Origin of the sequence: Adlercreutzia equolifaciens (genome assembly GCF_029076695.1) — a bacterium.
Lineage (GTDB): Bacteria > Actinomycetota > Coriobacteriia > Coriobacteriales > Eggerthellaceae > Adlercreutzia > Adlercreutzia equolifaciens_A.
Genome location: NZ_JARFIK010000109.1, coordinates 1 through 381 on the forward strand (window position 1 = coordinate 1; position 381 = coordinate 381).

General features: G+C 52.8%; 1 protein-coding gene. It reads right to left on the minus strand.

Features of this window, described 5'->3' with window-relative positions; translation table 11 throughout:
• Positions 1-381, minus strand: a 381-nt coding sequence (locus tag PZH32_RS11665) for a LysR family transcriptional regulator (protein ID WP_275208420.1), incomplete at both ends; no start/stop codon positions are given.

Consider the following 381-nt stretch of genomic DNA (forward strand, 5'->3'; position numbering starts at 1 on the left):
GGTGTCATTGCCTTCTCTCAGATGGAGGTTTTCCAGATAGGCCGGAGTACAGACGAATGCATCGCTGATTTCCATTACCGGCTGGAAGTGGAGGCCTTTTTTGCTTTTTGGCTCCGCCACGAGTCCGATATCGATCTTTCTGGCATCCAGCATGTCGAGGGTCTGGTAGGTGGACTGGCTCTCGATGGCGATGTTTACGTGCGGGTATTTTCCGATGAATCCTTTTAAGTAGGGGAGAAGGACGTATTTGCACAGGGTGTTGCTGACACCGATCTTCAAGTTCCCGATATGGAAATCATGGATCCGCTTCAGTTCGCGTTCGCCGCGGCCGATGGAATCGAAGGCGGTGTTCACGTGCTGGAAGAGGATCGCGCCTTCTCT